Source organism: Bradyrhizobium vignae, assembly GCF_900324035.1.
GTDB classification, from domain to species: domain Bacteria; phylum Pseudomonadota; class Alphaproteobacteria; order Rhizobiales; family Xanthobacteraceae; genus Bradyrhizobium; species Bradyrhizobium vignae.
Genome location: NZ_LS398110.1, coordinates 5962816 through 5976272, shown reverse-complemented (window position 1 = coordinate 5976272; position 13457 = coordinate 5962816). Strand labels below are relative to the sequence as shown.

Below are 13457 nucleotides of genomic sequence, written 5' to 3'. Positions count from 1 at the left end.
AACTCAGCGGTGCAGCCACATGCGGATCGCAAGCAGCAATTGGTCGGTGTTGACGGGCTTGGCGAGGTAGTCGGACGCGCCGGCTTCGAGGCACTTCTCACGGTCGCCCTTCATCGCCTTGGCGGTCAATGCGATGATCGGAACACGGGCGAAGGCCGGGTTCTCGCGGATCACGCCGATGGTCTGATAGCCATCCATCTGCGGCATCATGATGTCCATCAGCACGATCGCGATCTCCGGATTGGATTCGACCAGTGTCACCGCCTCGCTGCCGGTCGTCGCCGTCAGGACCTTCATGCCGCGTCGTTCCAGCACGCTCGACAGGGCGAAGATGTTGCGGGCGTCGTCGTCGACGAGCAGTGCGGTCTTGCCGATCAGGTCCTCGTCGGAACTGTTCAGCTTCTCCAGCATACGCTGCTTCTCGATCGGCAGTTCCGTGATCACGCGGTGCAGGAACAGCGCGGTCTCGTCGAGCAGGCGTTCCGGCGACTCCACCCCCTTGACCACGATGCTACGTGCCATGGTGTGGAGCTCGGCATCCTCTTCCGCCGACAGCTCGCGTCCGGTGAACACCACGACCGGAATGTTCGACAGCGTCTCGTCATTGCGGATCTGATCAAGCACCTCGAATCCGCTCATGTCGGGCAGCCGCAGGTCGAGCACCACGCAATCGCAGGGCTGCTCGCGCAGCGTCGAGAGCGCGCCGGCCCCGGTATCCGCGGCCAGGATCTCGATGTCGTCGTGGTGCAGGAGCTCGCGGATCGAGAGCTGCTCGGCCTCGTTGTCCTCGACTATCAGCAGCCGCTTGCGCCGCGGCCGCGCATATTCCTTGATCTGCGTCAGTGCGGCCGATACGCCCTCGGTGGTCGTCGGCTTGTTGACGAATGAGAACGCGCCGCGTGCCAGCGCATGCTGGCGGTCCTCGTCGAGCGTAATGATCTGCACGGGGATGTGGCGGGTGAGCGGATTGTGCTTGAGCTGGCTCAGCACGGTCCAGCCGAGCATGTCGGGCAGGAACACGTCGAGCGAGACGGCCGTCGGCTGGTACTGCTTGGCCAGATCCAGGGCTTCGGCGCCCCGGGCAGCGACCAAGACCTTGAAGCCCTTGTCACGGGCAAGATCGACCAGCACGCGGGCATAGTGTGGGTCGTCCTCGACGATCAGGAGGATGGTGTCGCCAGGCTCGAGGTTAAGCCGGTCGTCGGGAAGCTGCTCGATGACACGCTGCTGGTCAGGCACGGCCGGCTGTAGTGCCGGCGGCTGGCTGTATTGCTGTGACGCCGGCGCGGCTCGCGGCGCGAGCGTCGGGCCGGAATATTTCAACGGCAGATACAGCGTGAAAGACGAGCCCTTGCCCGGCGCGCTGCGCAGGTGGATCTCGCCTCCGAGCAGGCTCGCGAGCTCGCGGCTGATCGCGAGCCCGAGTCCGGTGCCGCCATATTTTCGGCTGGTGCCGGCGTCCGCCTGCTGGAATGCCTCGAAGATCAGCTTCTGCTTCTCCAGGGGAATGCCGATGCCGGTATCGGACACTTCGAAGGCGATCACGGCCGGCGCGGAGTTCAGCACCGGGTGGTCGATCCCCCAGCCGCCGACCGCGCCGGCGACCTTCAGGCGCACTTCGCCTTCGGCGGTGAACTTGAAGGCGTTGGAGAGCAGGTTCTTCAGGACCTGCTGCAGGCGCTTGGAATCGGTGACGATGCTACGTGGCAGGTTCGGATCGACATCGATCTTGAACGACAGATTGCGGTTGTCTGCCTCGTGCCGGAACGGCCGGCCGACGGTCTCGAGCAGGTTCGCGGTCAGGATCTCCTCGGCGTCGACCGTCACCGTGCCGGACTCGATCTTGGAGAGATCGAGAATGTCGCTGATGAGGTTGAGCAGGTCGGTGCCGGCGCCATGGATGGTGCGGGCGAATTCGACCTGTTTGGCAGAGAGGTTGCCGTCGGGGTTGTCGCTCAGCTGCTGTCCGAGGATCAGGATCGAATTCAGCGGTGTGCGCAGCTCGTGGCTCATATTGGCGAGGAATTCGGACTTGTATTTCGAGGTCAGCGCGAGCTCGGTCGCCTTCTCCTCGAGCGCGCGGCGGGCCTGCTCGATCTCCTGGTTCTTGCGTTCGACCTCGACATTGCGCTCGGCGAGCTGCTGCGCCTTCTGCTCGAGCTGGTCGTTGGTCTGCTGCAATTCGCGCTGCTGGGTCTGCAACTCGCCGGCGAGCTGCTGCGACTGCTTCAGCAGACCTTCCGTCTGCATCGTCGCTTCGATCGAATTGAGCACGATGCCGATGGAGTCGGTGAGCTGCTCCAGGAACGTCATTTGCGAGGTCGTGAAGGAGGTGAGCGAGGCGAGCTCGATCACGGCCTTGACCTGACCTTCGAACAGAACCGGCAGCACGACGAGGTTCTTCGGGGCGACACGGAACAATGCGGAATTGATCGGCACCACGTCCGCCGGAATGTCCGCAACGACCCGCGGGCGCCTGTCGAGCGCGCACTGGCCGATCAGGCCCTCGCCGAACTGCAGCACGCGTTGATAGGGAAAGACGCCGTCGCTGGCGTAAGAGGCGAGCAGCAGGAGCTGCGGGTTGTTCTCGTTCTCGACCTGGTAGATCACGCCGGTATGCGCGTTCACCAGCGGCGACAATTCGGTAAGCAGCAGACGGCCGACGGTGGTGAGGTCGCGCTGGCCCTGGAGCATGTTGGTGAATTTCGCCAGGTTCGTCTTCAGCCAATCCTGCTCGGTGTTCAGCTCGGTCGTGAGCCGCAGGTTGGTGATCATCGTGTTGATGTTGTCCTTGAGCTCCGCGACCTCGCCGCGGGCATCGACCTGGATCGAGCGCGTCAGGTCGCCCTTGGTCACGGCGGTGGCCACTTCCGCGATGGCGCGCACCTGTGAGGTGAGGTTGGCCGCCAGGAGGTTCACGTTGCCGGTGAGATCCTTCCAGGTGCCGGCTGCGCCGGGCACGTTGGCCTGGCCGCCGAGCCGGCCTTCGACGCCGACCTCGCGCGCCACCGACGTCACCTGATCGGCGAAGGTCGCGAGCGTCTCGGTCATGTTGTTGATGGTGTCGGCGAGCGCCGCGACCTCGCCCTTCGATTTCACAGTGAGGTTCTGCTTGAGGTCGCCGTTGGCGACGGCGGTCACCACCTTGACGATGCCGCGCACCTGCTCGGTCAGGTTCGCCGCCATGAAGTTGACGGTGTCGGTGAGATCCTTCCATGTGCCGGCGACGCCGGGCACCTGCGCCTGGCCGCCCAGCTTGCCCTCGGTGCCGACCTCGCGGGCCACGCGCGTCACTTCGCCGGCGAAGGCGTTGAGCTGGTCCACCATGGTGTTGATGGTGTTCTTCAGCTCGAGGATCTCGCCCTTCACGTCGACGGTGATCTTGCGGGAGAGGTCGCCGCGCGCGACCGCCGTGGTCACTTCGGCGATGTTGCGGACCTGCGTGGTGAGGTTCGCAGCCAGGAGGTTGACGTTGTCGGTGAGGTCCTTCCATGTGCCGCCGACGCCGGGCACGACGGCCTGACCGCCGAGCCGTCCCTCGGTGCCGACCTCGCGCGCGACGCGCGTCACTTCGGCGGCGAAGGAGCGGAGCTGCTCGACCATCGTGTTCAGCGTGTCCTTCAAGAGAAGGATCTCGCCGCGCACGTCCACCGTGATCTTCTTCGAGAGGTCGCCGCCGGCGATGGCGGTCGCGACCTCGGCGATGTTGCGGACCTGGGCCGTCAGGTTGGAGGCCATGAAGTTGACGTTGTCGGTGAGGTCCTTCCAGGTGCCGGCAACGCCGGGCACCTCGGCCTGACCGCCGAGCTTGCCTTCGGTGCCGACCTCGCGGGCGACACGCGTGACTTCGCCGGCGAAGCCGTTGAGCTGGTCCACCATTGTGTTGATGGTGTTCTTCAGTTCGAGGATTTCCCCCTTCACGTCGACGGTGATCTTGCGGGACAAGTCGCCGCGCGCCACGGCGGTCGTCACTTCGGCGATGTTGCGGACCTGGGCGGTGAGGTTGCCCGCCATCGAGTTCACGCTGTCGGTGAGGTCCTTCCATGTGCCGGCGACGCCGGGCACGTTGGCCTGACCGCCGAGACGGCCTTCGGTGCCGACCTCGCGCGCGACACGCGTGACCTCGCCCGCGAAGCGGTTGAGCTGGTCGACCATCGTGTTCAGCGTGTCCTTGAGCTGAAGGATCTCGCCGCGCACGTCCACAGTGATCTTGCGGGACAGGTCACCACCGGCGATCGCGGTCGCGACTTCGGCGATGTTGCGCACCTGGGCGGTCAGATTGCCCGCCATCGAGTTCACGGAGTCGGTCAAATCCTTCCATGTGCCGGCGACGCCGGGCACGTCGGCCTGGCCGCCGAGCTTGCCGTCGGTGCCGACCTCGCGGGCGACGCGCGTGACTTCGCCGGCGAAGGCGTTGAGCTGGTCGACCATGGTGTTGAGCGTTTCCTTCAGCTGAAGGATCTCGCCCGACACGTTCACCGTGATCTTCTTGGACAAGTCGCCCTTCGCCACCGCCGTCGCGACCTCGGCAATGTTGCGGACCTGACCGGTCAGGTTGGAGGCCATCGAGTTGACGCTGTCGGTGAGGTCCTTCCAGGTGCCGCCGACGCCGCGCACGACGGCCTGGCCGCCGAGCTTGCCTTCGGTGCCGACCTCGCGGGCGACGCGCGTGACTTCGCCGGCGAAGGCGTTGAGCTGGTCCACCATGGTGTTGATGGTGTCTTTCAGCTCCAGAATTTCGCCGCGCACGTCCACGGTGATCTTCTTCGACAGGTCGCCGCCGGCGACCGCCGTCGTCACCTCCGCGATGTTGCGGACCTGCGCGGTCAGGTTCGAGGCCATCGAGTTGACGCTCTCGGTCAGGTCCTTCCAGGTGCCGGCAACGCCGAGCACGTTGGCCTGGCCGCCGAGCCGGCCCTCGGTACCGACCTCGCGGGCGACGCGCGTGACTTCGCCGGCGAAGGCGTTGAGCTGGTCGACCATGGTGTTGAGCGTCTCCTTCAGCTGAAGGATCTCGCCCGACACGTTCACCGTGATCTTCTTCGAGAGGTCGCCGCTTGCGATGGCGGTGGCGACGTCGGCGATGTTGCGGACCTGCGCGGTCAGGTTCGAGGCCATGAAATTGACGTTGTCGGTGAGGTCCTTCCAGGTGCCGGCGACGCCCGGCACCTGGGCCTGGCCGCCGAGCTTGCCTTCAGTGCCGACCTCGCGCGCCACGCGCGTCACTTCCGAGGCGAACGAGTTGAGCTGGTCCACCATCGTGTTGATGGTGTCCTTCAGCTCCAGGATCTCGCCGCGCACATCCACCGTGATCTTGCGTGACAGGTCGCCGCGCGCCACGGCGGTGGTGACGTTGGCGATGTTGCGCACCTGCGCGGTCAGATTGCCGCACATCGCGTTGACGGAGTCGGTGAGGTCCTTCCACGTGCCGGCGACGCCGGGCACGATCGCCTGGCCGCCGAGCTTGCCGTCGGTGCCGACCTCACGCGCCACGCGCGTCACTTCGGAGGCGAACGAGCGGAGCTGGTCCACCATCGTGTTGATGGCTTCCTTGAGCTGAAGGATCTCGCCGCGGACGTCGACCGTGATCTTCTTGGAAAGGTCGCCGTTCGCGACCGCAATCGTCACCTCGGCGATGTTGCGAACCTGGTTGGTCAGGTTGTTCGCCATCGAGTTGACGCTTTCGGTCAGGTCCTTCCAGACGCCGGTCACCTCGGGCACCTGGGCCTGACCGCCGAGCTTGCCCTCGGTGCCGACCTCGCGCGCGACGCGCGTCACCTCGGAGGTGAACACGCCGAGCTGCTTGATCATGGTGTTGACGATGGTCGCCGACTGCAAAAACTCGCCGCCGAGCGGACGGCCATCGACGTCGAGCTTGACGGTCTGGAGTAGGTCACCTTGTGCGACGGCGGCGACCGCGCGAGTCACCTCGCGCGTTGGCCACAAGAGGTCGTCGATCAGCGTGTTGACCGAACCTTCCATGTCGGCCCACGAGCCTGAGGCGAGGCCGAACTTCACGCGCTGGCGGGTCTTGCCTTCGCGCCCCACCACCTGGCCGACCAGCTCGAGCTGCTGCGCCATGCGCTGGTTGGCGGCGATGATTTCGTTGAGAGTGTCGGCAATCTTGCCGTCGATGCCGAGATAGTCGCCGCTCATCCGCACCGAAAAGTCACCGCTGCGCATCGCCTGCAAGGCGAGCAACAGCTCCGCCCGGGAATCCGGCTCCGACGTACCGTTGGTTCTTGGCTTTGGGACGCGACGACCGGAGCGTGATGCAGTTCCGGGATCGAGGTCGCTCATACTGATTCCCCCGCAGGCGTCGGCCGAATCCGCGGCAAGACGCGTTTGGTCGAAATGAAAATAGAGCGTCAGCCAAATTCGAAATCAAGCACCAAGGTGCGGCGCTAGGAAATGGAACCCGCTTTGCTCAGCCCGGCCGAGATAACGATGATCATCCGAATTGGTTCCACGCCACTTAGAAGGAAAATGCGTCGGGCGCCCGTCGCTCTGCTGGACCATTCGGCATTCCCTGTTCGGAACGGAGCGCCGCGCCCCACGGTTAGCTCACAACGACAGGGAGAACAGAAATGAAAGCAGGATTTGCCGCCATCGCTGTCATCGTGTTTGCCGCGGGATCGGCTTTGGCGCAGGGCGGTGCGCCCAGCGGGCGCGGCGCCGCGACCGGCGACCCCGCCGCAAGCTCCGCCAACCCGCGGGCGGAAACGCCAACCACCGGGACGGCCGGCCGGTCGAATCCGAGCGGCAGCGGCACGTCATCTTCGGGCGGCAAGGACGACAATGGCGATGCGGGTTTGGACAAGATGCCCGAGAGCGACCGCACCGTGCGACAGCAGAGCCAGCAACATCATCCGAACGACAAGTAGAGGCGGCTATTTGTCCGCCATGGTGCGCTCCGCGTCCCTGACCTGCGAACGCAGCATCGGGAGCTGTTCGCGCGCGAACGCTGCGAGCGCCGCATTGTCGGGCGCCTTCAGATAGCGTTCAAGCAGGCTGATGATCGATTCGTACTCGGGAATCTGCGCGGCATAGAAGCTTCTGACGTAGGTTGGACCATCCGACATTTCGGGCTCGACGAGGCTCGCGGTCGAGGATGTCGCCCTGCCGATGTGCAGCTCCGCGCCGATTGCCTCCTGGATCTCCTTCAGACTCTTGTCGCGCTTGGCCGCTTCCTCGGCGCGCAGGGCGGCGAGATTCTTGACCTCCGCATTGCCCTTGAGGTCGGTGTTCTCAAGCAGCCCCTGTTGAAATCGGCTGAAATTGTAGACGCCGCTGATAACCTCGACGGCGGTCGGCTGCCGTTCGCCAGGCTTTCGCTCGCCGGTACTGTCGCCAAGTGCCGCGGTGCTGATGAATGCAAGGATGATCGCGGTAACGACTCGCATCGATGTTAATGACGAGCGGCGCGCCGAGTTCCCTGAGTATTACGATCCGGTAACCGGGTTGCGATGCGAGAGTTCCGTCGCCACGTCGTTCACATGAAACAGTCTGACATCTTCAGGGATAACGCCGATAACTGTCTTCAGCTTGCCGAGCGAGCCGAGGGGAAGCCCGCCCATAAGCGCTATTCGCGCATGGCCGAGGCCTGGACGGCGCTCGCGAACGAGCAGGATTGGCTCGACGGCGAGATTCCGCCCCTTCCGCTCCACACTGCTGCTCCGAAGCAAGACGTGTGAAATCTGCATGTGAGATCGCTCACGGAAGGCAAGCAACTGATTTGGGATGATCCGGGAACTGTCGATCGCGTCGATTTCCAGTTTCAGAAGGAGGTTTTGATGATGGCTCCACGTCTGGCTCTTCTTTCCCTCATTCTCGCCTTTGGCGTCTCGGTCGCCTTCGCGACGGTGACGACGCTACGGCAGGTGCATCTCGAGAACGCATCCACTACCGTTCACGCGACGCGCAGCTAATTCTGTATCGGAACATTCGACGCCGCAGTGCGTAAGCGCTCTGAGACACCAGGAGAAGCGAGAGCCCATCATGGCCCATTCCGACCATGGCATCGTCAAGGACAAGCGTGCGGAGGAGCAGCCGCGTGACAAGCGGCGTGCACAGTCCGTGCACAAGACGGATCCGAAAGGTTCGCCCTCGCGTGAAGCGACGCGCGATCCCAAGCTGAGCGACGATAGCAAGACGCCAGGATCCGGCGTGATGCCGGACGGCTCCAGCGACGCGACAGGCTAGTTCCCACCGGAACGAATTCCCGCGGGAAGAGTCGACGGATTGCTTCCGGTTGTCATGCCCCCGGTGCGCCGGAAGCAATCTCCAAGGACGGTCCTGGCACTCCCGTGCCGGGGCCGTTTGCTTATGGACCGAATCAGCTGCCGCTCTCTGGATCCCCCTGAGTATGTCCGTCAGGCCCGCGGCCGAACACGCCGAAGCTGCTTGACTTCACACCGGCGGCGGCATCGACGCCCGCAGCGGCCAGTCCGAACTTGAGGAGTTCGCGGACCGCTGCCGCCCGCGTTGGCATGCGGTGTTTGAACCGGAAATCGTCGATGGCGGCCAACTCTTCCGGCGATAGCATGACCTGAAGGCGCTCGGCGCGAAGGTCGTTCATGGCGATCACGCAAATTGAGTAGGTTGAGTAGTTTACTCAACGAACCAACTTGGAGGGGGTTCCTCTAGAGCCAGAAATGTCTCCAACTGAGTATAAATGTGTTGCAAATCAATGAGTTGTGTTTGAAACCTATTTTGCCATACCGCATTCTTCCCAAAAGGGAGAGAGGCCATGACGGATGAAGTCAGGCTACCTCGCAAGCTTTCCGAAGAGCCCGAAGCATCCGAGCCGGTGCGGCCAAGCCATCAGAAGGTCATCGATCAGGTCGAGCGCTGGGCCAACAGCCCGGGGCTCCAGCCGCCGCAATCGCAGAGTTCGAAGGAGCCGAAAGCGAGCTAAGGCTTCACGAAGCGAGAGCGCTTTGCCGATGGTGAGCGGGCTGGTCGGTGCGACCTGCGCGTGACACGAAGCTTACGCCTGACCCACCAAGCCGACACGGAAACGCTTGCCCAAACCCCCAACGCCGCAATGAAAGCGAATGCGATGCTTGCGCCGACGGTGGCATGGAAGATGGCGGCGAACGCCGCGAGGCCGATGCTGCCGAGCGCCGCACCTGCGGCATCGAGCGCCGCGGCCTTCTGTCCGCGGCGCCGTCCGCTCAGGCCGGCCTTCTCCTTGGCGTGACGCTCGTGGCTTTCGATCAGCGTCGCGCTGGCACAGAAGATTGCCGGAAGTGCAAGAAAGAGCCCGCCGACAGAAACACCGAATTGCGAGCCGATGGCTCCGGCGAGCACCGTCGCGCAGCCGCCGAGCACGAAGCGAATGGCGTATTCGTACCATCGCGTCTCTTTCAGCGCCGATGACGACAGCTTAACCAGCATCAGGCGGCACCTCCCAAGCCGGCGAGCAGACCGAAGGCGACCACGAGCCATACGACGAAAGCGAGGATCGTGGCGGGGAGCGCGCCGAGACGGAACCTCATCAACAGGTGGCAGACCACGAGGCTGTAGCAGGCGAGCGCGATGGCGCCATAGATCATCGTCCAACTCTCGGCGGCGGCATATTGCTGGCCGTGCTGGACCACGGCGATGCCGAGGGTGGCCAGCGCGACCGAGGGCGCCGCGCCGAGCAGCCCGGCAAAGCTTTTTGGCCGCAGCATGTCACCGAAGATTGCGAAGACGGATACGATCAGACCGCCGGCAACGAAGCGCACGAGATATTCCGTCATGGCCGTCCCCGCGAGGCTTCGGACGGCTGCTGCCGTGACTTCGCCAGCGTGAACGGCCTGAACAGTCGCTCCACGACGATGCCGAGCGTGAATCCTGCCACCACGTCGCTGGTCCAGTGCGCGAGCAGCGCCACGCGTGTCAACGACAGCGCTACGGCCAGCGAACGTGCCAAGCGGCGGGAGGCCGGAGGCAACAGGCCGGCGGCTGAGGCAAGGGCACCCATATGCACAGCGTGACCTGAGGGAAATGCGTCGCGGGGACGCCCCGAATAAGGAACACCGCGCCAGTGGCCGCTCACCGTCAGCCGGTCCGGCCTCGTCTGGTCGAACAAGGTTTTCAAGACATGCGGTAATACGGCCGTCACCAGCGAAACCATCAGGACGTGATCGGCAATGGGACGCTGCTGCGGATGCCGGAGGCGGGTGTAGAGCCATCCCGCCGCAGCGAGCGCGACCAGCACGTGCTCGTCGGCGCCCCAGGTCATTGCTTGGGCGGCGTGCTCGAGGTCTGAATTGGTGTTCTGTGCGATCTCGTTCGCGACCGCCGTATCGATACGGGTGGGTTTGACTGTTACGAGCGCCATCGGTCCGCCGGCGAGATGTCCTCCATGACGATTTTGTAAAGCCCGTAGATAAAGAAGGTTCCTGAGTTCCGACCGCGGGCATCGGCACCACCGGTGCGTCCTGTCCTTCTGATCAACGCGATCACCTCCTGCGCATCCGGCCCTTCAGCCAGCAGATAGTTGATGCCGACATGGGCGCCTTCGCGCGCATAGGCGATCGCGGCGGCGCGGCCCATGCCCGAAATCCCCGCCGGTGATCAGCGCCTTGCGGCCGGCAGCTGGAGCCCTTGTAGCTGGTCTCGCACGACGCGAAGGACGCCGGCCAGGCCGGCGTCCTCGTTGGATAGCGACTGAGGACCCTATTTGGATTGACCGACGCTCGGCGCCTTGCCGAGCTCCTTGGCCATGTCGAGATGGTGCTTGAGTGCCGGCAGGGTCTTGCCGGCCCAATCCTTCAGCGCAGCATTGTCGCCGCCCTTGGCGTAGCGTTCGAACAGCGACACGGCGTCTTCATGGGCGCTGACCTGGTAGGAGTTGTAGTCCGAGCTGAAATCCTTGCCGGTCGCGCCTTTGAGCTTGTCGAGCTTGCTTTGGTGCGAGCTGTCGAGTGCCGTCGGCAGCGTCGCCTGGACCTTGCCGTTGCCGACCAGTCCCTTCAGCTCGCCGCTGGTCTTGGTGTGATCGGTCACCATCTGCTGCGCGAAGGATTTCTCCTGCGCATTACCCTTCTGCTCGGCGAGCTTGCTCGACTCGATCTCGAACATGTCGCTGATGGCGACCTCCTTGACGAAGTCGGTTGTGGTCGGCGCGACCCCGAGCGCCGAGTTGACGCCGGTCTTCTCGCCCAGCGATTGGGCCAATGCGGGGCCTGCCAGAAGCACGCAAGCAACGGCAACGGCGGTTCGTTTCATGATCCGATCCCTCCAATTGGTCGTGCGGCCACTTGCCGCGTCATGTTGCGCCGATCAACACGTCGCGAAGGCGGAGGTTCCTAACGGACTAGTCCGTGGGATTCCGGCCGGTCCGCGGATTGATGGGATCCGTCGGCTTGCGTCGAAGCCGCTCGGGCAGAAACGGCTCGGCCGGCGTGGCGGTTGCGTCGGCCCGTACGTCGGCATGACGCTGCGCCCGCTCATGCGGCGTCCGGTTGTCGTTGAAATGCCACTTCACGTCGACGCCGTCGACGGGGTCGTTGACGCCGTGCTGGATATCGCGGAAGTCACTCATGGTTCGCCTCATTGCTTTCCCGGCAGGATCGATTCGAGCACCTGCCGCGCTGCTCCCTTGATCATCCCGCTTTCGTTCGGATCGCCCTTCATCAGGGCGAGTGAAAAATTCCTTGCCTGCTGGAGCGTGATATGCGGCGGCAGCGGCGGCACCTCGGGATCGGTTTTCACTTCCAGCACGACGGGGATCTCGCTCGACAGCGCTTGCTCCCAGGCTGAGCCGAGCAGCTGTGGGCTATCGACGAAGATGCCGCGCAGGCCGATCAGATCGGCGAAGCGCGAATAGGAGACGTCAGGAATGCGCTGCGAAGCCTCGAACTTGGGATCACCGTTGATGATGCGCTGCTCCCAAGTGACCTGATTGAGATCCTCGTTGTTGAAGACGCAGACGATGAAGCGCGGGTCCTTCCAATCGCGCCAGTACTTCGCAGCGGTGATCAGCTCGGCCATGTTGTTCATCTGCATGGCGCCGTCGCCGACGAGTGCAATCACAGGACGATCCGGACGGGCGTATTTGGCCGCGAGCGCGTAAGGCACCGCAGCGCCCATCGAGGCGAGGCCGCCGGAGAGCGAGGCCGCCATGCCGCGCCGCATCTTGAGGTCCCGTGCGAACCAGTTGGCGCAGGAGCCGGAATCGCTGGTGATGATGGCGTGGTCGGGCAGGCGGGGCGACAATTCCCAGGCGACGAGCTGTGGATTGACCGGCGCCGCGTGCTGATGCGCGCGGTCACCCAAGGTCTTCCACCATCTCGCAACGTCCTCTTCGATAGCTCTGCGCCAGCCGTCGTCGGCTTTGGGCTGGAGTCGCGGCAACAATGCGCGCAGCGTCTCGGCGGCGTCTCCGACGAGGCCGACCTCCATGGGAAAGCGGATCGACATCATGCTGGCATCGATGTCGATCTGCACGCCGCGCGCCGCTCCTTCCTTGGGCAGGAATTCGGCGTAAGGAAAGGCCGAGCCCACCATCAGCAGCGTATCGCATTCCATCATCATGTTGTAGCTGGGCTCGGTGCCGAGCAGGCCGATCGAGCCGGTGACCCATGGCAGGTCGTCGGGCAGCGCGGCCTTGCCGAGCAGTGCCTTGGCGCAGCCGGCCGACAGCCGGTCGGCGACCGCGATGACTTCGTCGGTCGCGTGAAGCGCGCCCGCGCCGACGAGCATCGCGACCTTTTTGCCGGAGTTGAGCACCTGCGCGGCGCGGTCGAGATCCGCCTCATGCGGCGTGATGCTGGGTGCGCTATAGCCGATGCCGGAATGCAGCGTGCCGTGTGCGCGGGGTGGATTCTTGTAAGCCTCTTCCTGCAGGTCGTTGGGCAGGATGATCACGGTCGGGGTCCGCCGCGCCAGCGCAATGCGTACCGCACGATCGATCAGGTGTCGCACTTGCGCGGGCGAGGATGCCTGCATGACGTACGCACCGGCGACGTCCTTGAACATCGAGAGAAGATCGAGTTCCTGCTGATAGTGCCCGCCGAGGGCGTTGCGCGACTGCTGGCCGACAATCGCCAGCACCGGCTGGTGATCGAGCAGCGCATCGTAGAGCCCGGTGACGAGATGGGAGGCGCCGGGGCCGGAGGTCGCAATGCAGACGCCGAGCTCGCCCGAGAACTTTGCGTAAGCGGTTGCCATGAATGCCGCCATCTCCTCATGCCGCGCCTGCACGAACCCGATCCTGCCTTCGGCCCGGTTCATTGCACCGAACACGCCGTTGATGCCGTCCCCGGGATAGCCAAAGATGTGGCGTACGCCCCATTGATGCAGACGCTGGACGATGAAGTCGGAGACGGTCTGGGACATTGCGTGTGGCCCTTGGTTCGCGGGTGCATGAAACTCAGAGAACCGCTCGTTTCGTGCGATGTTCCTGACCCGCTTAGGGAACATGCACCGGAACGATCGCGTGCCTCTCCGGTTGGTTTTGCACG

General features: G+C 64.2%; 14 protein-coding genes and 1 pseudogene. 5 read left to right on the top strand and 10 right to left on the bottom strand.

Annotated elements, in window-relative coordinates:
* Positions 1–3: 3 nt before the first annotated feature.
* A complete protein-coding gene (locus tag BRAD3257_RS29080) occupies positions 4–6300 on the bottom strand; it encodes a HAMP domain-containing protein (RefSeq protein ID WP_122404726.1) in 6297 nt (2098 codons plus the stop codon).
* A 287-nt stretch (positions 6301–6587) separates the two neighbouring features.
* Between BRAD3257_RS29080 and BRAD3257_RS29075 the strand changes: the two genes are divergently transcribed.
* Positions 6588–6884 (top strand): hypothetical protein, encoded by a 297-nt coding sequence (locus BRAD3257_RS29075; RefSeq protein ID WP_122404725.1) that lies wholly within the window; start codon positions 6588–6590, stop codon positions 6882–6884.
* A 6-nt stretch (positions 6885–6890) separates the two neighbouring features.
* Here the strand turns inward: BRAD3257_RS29075 and BRAD3257_RS29070 are convergent, their stop codons facing one another.
* Positions 6891–7403: a DUF4142 domain-containing protein gene (locus tag BRAD3257_RS29070; protein ID WP_122404724.1), complete on the bottom strand. Its 513-nt coding sequence runs from the start codon at positions 7401–7403 to the stop codon at positions 6891–6893.
* A gap of 93 nt (positions 7404–7496) precedes the next feature.
* Between BRAD3257_RS29070 and BRAD3257_RS41290 the strand changes: the two genes are divergently transcribed.
* The 3 genes from BRAD3257_RS41290 (at position 7497) to BRAD3257_RS29055 (ending at position 8202) form a co-directional block, all read left to right on the top strand.
* A complete protein-coding gene (locus BRAD3257_RS41290) occupies positions 7497–7694 on the top strand; it encodes a hypothetical protein (protein WP_122406813.1) in 198 nt (65 codons plus the stop codon).
* A gap of 99 nt (positions 7695–7793) precedes the next feature.
* On the top strand, positions 7794–7928 hold the full coding sequence (locus tag BRAD3257_RS41810; RefSeq protein WP_283809902.1) for a hypothetical protein: 135 nt from the start codon (positions 7794–7796) through the stop codon (positions 7926–7928).
* Between the two features lie 70 nt (positions 7929–7998).
* A complete protein-coding gene (locus BRAD3257_RS29055; protein WP_122404722.1) occupies positions 7999–8202 on the top strand; it encodes a hypothetical protein in 204 nt (67 codons plus the stop codon).
* A gap of 133 nt (positions 8203–8335) precedes the next feature.
* Here the strand turns inward: BRAD3257_RS29055 and BRAD3257_RS29050 are convergent, their stop codons facing one another.
* Complete coding sequence (locus BRAD3257_RS29050) at positions 8336–8578, bottom strand: hypothetical protein (RefSeq protein WP_160118869.1); 243 nt, start codon at positions 8576–8578, stop codon at positions 8336–8338.
* Between the two features lie 171 nt (positions 8579–8749).
* On the opposite strand from BRAD3257_RS29050, the gene BRAD3257_RS40445 reads away from it, so the two are divergent.
* On the top strand, positions 8750–8917 hold the full coding sequence (locus tag BRAD3257_RS40445; RefSeq protein ID WP_164936955.1) for a hypothetical protein: 168 nt from the start codon (positions 8750–8752) through the stop codon (positions 8915–8917).
* Here the strand turns inward: BRAD3257_RS40445 and BRAD3257_RS29045 are convergent.
* From BRAD3257_RS29045 to BRAD3257_RS29015, 7 genes and pseudogenes are all read right to left on the bottom strand, one after another.
* Positions 8914–9399, bottom strand: a complete 486-nt coding sequence (locus BRAD3257_RS29045) for a hypothetical protein (RefSeq protein WP_122404721.1) — start codon at positions 9397–9399, stop codon at positions 8914–8916. The two genes, BRAD3257_RS40445 and BRAD3257_RS29045, sit on opposite strands and share 4 nt — an antisense overlap.
* A complete protein-coding gene (locus BRAD3257_RS29040; RefSeq protein ID WP_122404720.1) occupies positions 9399–9746 on the bottom strand; it encodes a DUF3147 family protein in 348 nt (115 codons plus the stop codon). Before BRAD3257_RS29040 ends, BRAD3257_RS29045 begins: the two co-directional genes overlap by 1 nt.
* Entirely contained in the window at positions 9743–10330 is a 588-nt protein-coding gene (locus BRAD3257_RS29035; RefSeq protein WP_122404719.1) for a phosphatase PAP2 family protein, read from the bottom strand. The genes BRAD3257_RS29040 and BRAD3257_RS29035 overlap by 4 nt, the downstream gene beginning before the upstream one ends.
* Before the next feature lie 89 nt (positions 10331–10419).
* A pseudogene (locus BRAD3257_RS42295) lies at positions 10420–10760 on the bottom strand (hypothetical protein); the annotation flags it as partial.
* Entirely contained in the window at positions 10669–11220 is a 552-nt protein-coding gene (locus BRAD3257_RS29025; protein WP_122404718.1) for a DUF4142 domain-containing protein, read from the bottom strand. The pseudogene BRAD3257_RS42295 and the gene BRAD3257_RS29025, both read right to left, overlap by 92 nt.
* Positions 11221–11308: 88 nt before the next feature.
* Positions 11309–11536 (bottom strand): hypothetical protein, encoded by a 228-nt coding sequence (locus tag BRAD3257_RS29020; protein ID WP_027570944.1) that lies wholly within the window; start codon positions 11534–11536, stop codon positions 11309–11311.
* Positions 11537–11544: 8 nt separating this feature from the next.
* Complete coding sequence (locus BRAD3257_RS29015) at positions 11545–13332, bottom strand: thiamine pyrophosphate-requiring protein (RefSeq protein WP_122404717.1); 1788 nt, start codon at positions 13330–13332, stop codon at positions 11545–11547.
* Between the last annotated feature and the right edge of the window lie 125 nt (positions 13333–13457).

Bases quoted from the DNA above. Each gene is read 5' to 3' on its own strand.
- BRAD3257_RS29080 (WP_122404726.1), bottom strand. From the start codon at position 6,300: ATGAGCGACCTCGATCCCGGAACTGCATCACGCTCCGGTCGTCGCGTC.
- BRAD3257_RS29075 (WP_122404725.1), top strand. From the start codon at position 6,588: ATGAAAGCAGGATTTGCCGCCATCGCTGTCATCGTGTTTGCCGCGGGA.
- BRAD3257_RS29070 (WP_122404724.1), bottom strand. From the start codon at position 7,403: ATGCGAGTCGTTACCGCGATCATCCTTGCATTCATCAGCACCGCGGCA.
- BRAD3257_RS41290 (WP_122406813.1), top strand. From the start codon at position 7,497: ATGAAACAGTCTGACATCTTCAGGGATAACGCCGATAACTGTCTTCAG.
- BRAD3257_RS41810 (WP_283809902.1), top strand. From the start codon at position 7,794: ATGATGGCTCCACGTCTGGCTCTTCTTTCCCTCATTCTCGCCTTTGGC.
- BRAD3257_RS29055 (WP_122404722.1), top strand. From the start codon at position 7,999: ATGGCCCATTCCGACCATGGCATCGTCAAGGACAAGCGTGCGGAGGAG.
- BRAD3257_RS29050 (WP_160118869.1), bottom strand. From the start codon at position 8,578: ATGAACGACCTTCGCGCCGAGCGCCTTCAGGTCATGCTATCGCCGGAA.
- BRAD3257_RS40445 (WP_164936955.1), top strand. From the start codon at position 8,750: ATGACGGATGAAGTCAGGCTACCTCGCAAGCTTTCCGAAGAGCCCGAA.
- BRAD3257_RS29045 (WP_122404721.1), bottom strand. From the start codon at position 9,399: ATGCTGGTTAAGCTGTCGTCATCGGCGCTGAAAGAGACGCGATGGTAC.
- BRAD3257_RS29040 (WP_122404720.1), bottom strand. From the start codon at position 9,746: ATGACGGAATATCTCGTGCGCTTCGTTGCCGGCGGTCTGATCGTATCC.
- BRAD3257_RS29035 (WP_122404719.1), bottom strand. From the start codon at position 10,330: ATGGCGCTCGTAACAGTCAAACCCACCCGTATCGATACGGCGGTCGCG.
- BRAD3257_RS29025 (WP_122404718.1), bottom strand. From the start codon at position 11,220: ATGAAACGAACCGCCGTTGCCGTTGCTTGCGTGCTTCTGGCAGGCCCC.
- BRAD3257_RS29020 (WP_027570944.1), bottom strand. From the start codon at position 11,536: ATGAGTGACTTCCGCGATATCCAGCACGGCGTCAACGACCCCGTCGAC.
- BRAD3257_RS29015 (WP_122404717.1), bottom strand. From the start codon at position 13,332: ATGTCCCAGACCGTCTCCGACTTCATCGTCCAGCGTCTGCATCAATGG.